Source organism: Cellulosimicrobium cellulans (genome assembly GCF_001722485.1).
GTDB classification, from domain to species: Bacteria; Actinomycetota; Actinomycetes; order Actinomycetales; family Cellulomonadaceae; genus Cellulosimicrobium; species Cellulosimicrobium cellulans_A.
In genome coordinates this window covers 1-3,886 of record NZ_LWGL01000228.1, presented here as the reverse complement: position 1 = coordinate 3,886, position 3,886 = coordinate 1, and the positions used below count along the sequence as shown (strand labels likewise).

Below are 3,886 nucleotides of genomic sequence, written 5' to 3'. Positions count from 1 at the left end.
GTGCGGGCGGTGGACGGCGCGGGGCCCCGCGCCGGAGGTCAGGCGAGGGCGTCCGCCCCCACGGACACCGCGGGCCGCGCCGCGTGCCGGCCGAGCGGCTCGCAGCAGGTCCGGCCCGTCAGCGGGTGCGTGTAGACGTCCACGCGGATGCCGTACACCTCGGACAGCAGGTCGGCCGTGAGCACGTCCGTCGCGCGGCCCGACGCGCGCACGACCCCGTCGTGCAGGAGCACCACGTGGTCCGCGACGGAGGCCGCCTGGTTGAGGTCGTGCAGCACGACGCCGACCGCGACGCCGTGCTCGCCCGCGAGGTCGCGGACGAGGTCGAGCAGCTCGACCTGGTAGCGCAGGTCGAGGTACGTCGTCGGCTCGTCGAGCAGGAGCACGCGGGTGTCCTGCGCGAGGCACGTCGCGAGCCACACGCGCTGGAGCTCGCCGCCCGACAGCTCGTCGACGCCGCGGTCCGCCATCGCGGTGACGCCCGTGACGTCCATCGCGTGCGCGATCGCGCGCGGGCCGTCCGGGTCGTTCGAGCGGAAGCGGCCCCGGTACGGGTGACGGCCGTAGGCGACGACGTCGCGCACGCTCACGCCGCTCGGCGTCGGCCGGCTCTGCGACAGCAGCGTGACCCGCCGCGCGAAGTCCTTCGGGTGCAGCGCCAGGGCGTCCGGCTCGTCGTCGAGCGCGACCGTGCCGGCGTCGGGACGGTGCAGGCGCGCGAGCGAGCGCAGCAGCGTGGACTTGCCCGACCCGTTCGGCCCGATGAGCGCCGTGACGGCTCCCGGGGCGAGCTCGAGCGCGGCGCCGTGGACGACCGTGCGCGCGTCGTACGACAGGCGCAGGTCGTGGCCCGCGAGCGCCGCGGCGCGCGACGTCCTCACCGCCTCGTCGGTCACTAAGGTCTGACTCACGAAGGTGAGGCTAATCTACGGCGGGCGGCGGTGACCAGCCCCTCCGGCGCGACGGGGGCCGCTGCGCCGAGTGATCCACGACACGTCGCCGGGCACGCCGTCGGCGACGGCCGGGCCGTCGTCGGGTATGTCGTCAGGGCATGTCGTCAGGGCATGTCGTCAAGGCATGTCGTCAAGGCATGTCGTCAAGGCATGTCGCGCGCGGGCGCGGACGGCGCCCGGTCCTCGTCGGCGGCGTGCGACCGGGTCGGCGACGCGTGGTGCTCCCCGCCGAGGGCGACGTGCACGACGAGCGCGCGGTGGTCCGAGAGCCCGGTGTCGACCGCGTGCGCGGGGCCGGTCGCGCGGACCGGGCCGTGCGCGAGCACGTGGTCGAGCTGGCGCGAGGGAGCCGCGACCGGGAACGTGGGAGCGGTGGCGAGCGGGTGCCACCCGCTCGCGCGCGCCGCCTGCGGGGCGTCGACGTTGAGGTCGCCGAGGAGCACGACGGGCTCGCCGTGCGGGGTGTCGGCGGCGAGCGAGCGCGTGAGCCGCACGAGCTGCGTGAGGTTGCGCCCCGGCACGAACGTCAGGTGCGCGCACACGACCGTCGCCCGGCCGGCGGGCGCGTCCACGTGCGCCACCAGCGCGGCCCGCGGCTCGTCCCGCACGAGCGTGGGCAGGCGCCGGCCCGGGAACCGCACGGGGATCCGGGTGCGCGGCGGCGGCATGATCACCGTGCGCCACTCGAGCACGGGGTAGCGGCTGACGATCGCGATGCCGTACGCGGCCTGGCCCGGCTGGTGCTCGCCCGTGGGCGCGGCCCACACGCCGGGCTCGCCGACGAGCGTCGCGACGAACCGGTGGTCCGCGGCGCCGGCCGCCTCGGCCGCGACGGCCGTCAGGTCGGCGCGGTGCGAGCGCGGCTGGTCGCGGTCGACCTCCTGGAGCGCGAGCACGTCGGCGTCGAGCGTGCGGACGGCGTCGGCGAAGCGGTCGACGTCGACGCGGTCGTCGACCGTCGACCGCCCGTGCAGGATGTTGAACGTCGCGAGGCGCATCCCGACGATTCTCCGCAGGCCCGCGCGTCGTCGCACGCGCACGCCCGCGGACGTGCCCCGCGGCCGGCCGCGACGTGCCAGCGGCCGCCGCGTGGTGTAGACCCTGGGCATGGTGGACGACAGGGAAGCCCTGCACGACGGCCTGCGGCTGACCGCGGCCGCGCTCGCCGAGGCCGGCATCCCGCACGCGCTCGTCGGCGGGTACGCGGCGTGGGCGCGCGGCGCCCCGGAGCCGAGCCACGACGCCGACTTCGCGATCCGCGAGGTCGACGTCGAGCGGGCGCAGGAGGTGCTGCGCGCGGCCGGGCTCGAGATCACGGAACCGACGGAGAACTGGCTGTTCAAGGCGTACCACGGGGGCGAGCTCGTGGACGTGCTGTACCGCATGGTCGGGGAGCCCATCGACGACGAGCTGCTCTCGCGCACCGACGAGCTCGAGGTGCTCGCCGTGCGCATGCCCGTGCTGTCCGCGACCGAGGTCATGACGTCGAAGCTGCGCGTGGTCGGCGAGCACTACTGCGACTTCTCGCGCCTGCTGCCGGTCGCGCGCGCCATGCGCGAGCAGGTCGACTGGGTCGAGGTGCGCGAGCGCGTCGACGACAACCCGTACGCCCGCGCCTTCCTGTTCCTCCTCGACGAGCTCGGGGTCGTGGACCGCGCGCAGATGCAGGACGACGGCGTCGATCCCCTCGCCGCCCGCGCCGGTTCGGGGCCCGCGTCCGGCGACCCGTCGAGCCACATCGAGTGACGGTCCGCACGTCGTCACCCGGGCGCTGCGCGCGCGAGCAGGCCCGAGCCGGGTGAAGGTGGAGTCGTACCGCCCCCCATCACAGGAGGTATCACCCATGAGCACGGTCACCCAGTCGGTCGACGTCAGCGTCCCGGTCCGCACGGCCTACGACCAGTGGACGCAGTTCGAGGAGTTCCCCCGCTTCATGGAGGGCGTGGAGGAGATCCGGCAGATCGACGCGACGCACACGCACTGGCGGACCAGCATCGGCGGGGTCGAGCGCGAGTTCGACGCCGAGATCACGGAGCAGCACCCGGACGAGCGCGTCGCGTGGAACAGCACGTCGGGCCCCGACCACGCGGGCGTCGTGACGTTCCACCGTCTGAGCGACACGGAGACCCGGGTGACGGTCCAGCTCGACTGGACGCCCGAGGGCGTCGTGGAGAAGGCGGGTGACGCGCTGCAGCTCGACGAGCGCCGCGTCAAGGGCGACCTCGCCCGGTTCAAGGAGTTCATCGAGTCGCGCGGCGTCGAGACGGGCGCCTGGCGCGGCGACGTGGGCTGAGCCACGCACGCTGCACGACGCCGCGCCCGTCTCGTCGGGCCCGGCACGACGGAGCGGGTCCTTCGGGGCCCGCTCCGTCGTCGTGCCCTCCGTCGCCCTGCCCACGGTCGCCGTTCCCACGGTCGCTCTGCCCACGACGTGCGCTTCACGTGGCGCGGGCTCACGGCGGTCGTCCACGTGCACGACGCCGCCGCGCCCGCCCTCGCGGTGGTGCTCGTGCACGGCGTCGGCTCCTCGTCGCGCGCGTTCGACCCCGTGCGCGACGAGCTGGCCCGCCTGGGTCCGCGCCTGCCGGTCGTGGTCCACGCGGTCGACCTGCCCGGGTTCGGGTCGGCGCCCCGCGCCTCGCGCGACGCCCCGGTCGAGGAGCAGGCGGCGCTCGTCGCCGCCTACGTCCGCGAGCACGTCCTCGGCGCCGTCCCTGCCGGGATCGCGCCGCCACCTGTCGTGCTCGTGGGGCACTCGATGGGCGGCCAGATCGTGGGCCAGGCGATGGCCGACCACCCGGACGCCGCGCCCGCCGGCGTCCTCGTCGGCCCGACGGCGGACCGCCGGGCCCGGACTCGTCGCGCCCGTTGAGGTCGCGGATGAGCCGCTCGGCCTGGTCGCGGTGCCCGATGGCGAGCACGGCGGAGCGCGC

5 protein-coding genes are annotated in these 3,886 nt (G+C 75.6%); 3 read left to right on the top strand and 2 right to left on the bottom strand.

The window, feature by feature from the left end; genetic code table 11:
- Window positions 1–38: 38 nt before the first annotated feature.
- Window positions 39–911 (bottom strand): ABC transporter ATP-binding protein, encoded by an 873-nt coding sequence (locus tag JZ5iCDA_RS16100; RefSeq protein ID WP_436967416.1) that lies wholly within the window; start codon window positions 909–911, stop codon window positions 39–41.
- Between the two features lie 185 nt (window positions 912–1,096).
- Window positions 1,097–1,951, bottom strand: a complete 855-nt coding sequence (locus JZ5iCDA_RS16095) for an endonuclease/exonuclease/phosphatase family protein (protein ID WP_069388059.1) — start codon at window positions 1,949–1,951, stop codon at window positions 1,097–1,099.
- A 109-nt stretch (window positions 1,952–2,060) separates the two neighbouring features.
- Between JZ5iCDA_RS16095 and JZ5iCDA_RS16090 the strand changes: the two genes are divergently transcribed.
- The 3 genes from JZ5iCDA_RS16090 to JZ5iCDA_RS16080 all read left to right on the top strand — a co-directional run bounded on the left by JZ5iCDA_RS16090 (window position 2,061) and on the right by JZ5iCDA_RS16080 (window position 3,825).
- Window positions 2,061–2,699 carry a nucleotidyltransferase family protein gene (locus JZ5iCDA_RS16090; protein ID WP_069388058.1) on the top strand — a complete coding sequence of 213 codons (639 nt, stop codon included), beginning with the start codon at window positions 2,061–2,063 and terminating at the stop codon, window positions 2,697–2,699.
- A gap of 97 nt (window positions 2,700–2,796) precedes the next feature.
- Window positions 2,797–3,246 (top strand): SRPBCC family protein, encoded by a 450-nt coding sequence (locus tag JZ5iCDA_RS16085; RefSeq protein WP_069388057.1) that lies wholly within the window; start codon window positions 2,797–2,799, stop codon window positions 3,244–3,246.
- 138 nt (window positions 3,247–3,384) lie between these two features.
- Entirely contained in the window at window positions 3,385–3,825 is a 441-nt protein-coding gene (locus tag JZ5iCDA_RS16080) for an alpha/beta hydrolase (protein ID WP_069388056.1), read from the top strand.
- Window positions 3,826–3,886: the final 61 nt, after the last annotated feature.

What these genes read in the sequence shown, in the direction of transcription:
- JZ5iCDA_RS16095 (WP_069388059.1), bottom strand. Translation starts at nt 1,951, where the DNA reads ATGCGCCTCGCGACGTTCAACATCCTGCACGGGCGGTCGACGGTCGAC.
- JZ5iCDA_RS16090 (WP_069388058.1), top strand. Translation starts at nt 2,061, where the DNA reads ATGGTGGACGACAGGGAAGCCCTGCACGACGGCCTGCGGCTGACCGCG.
- JZ5iCDA_RS16085 (WP_069388057.1), top strand. Translation starts at nt 2,797, where the DNA reads ATGAGCACGGTCACCCAGTCGGTCGACGTCAGCGTCCCGGTCCGCACG.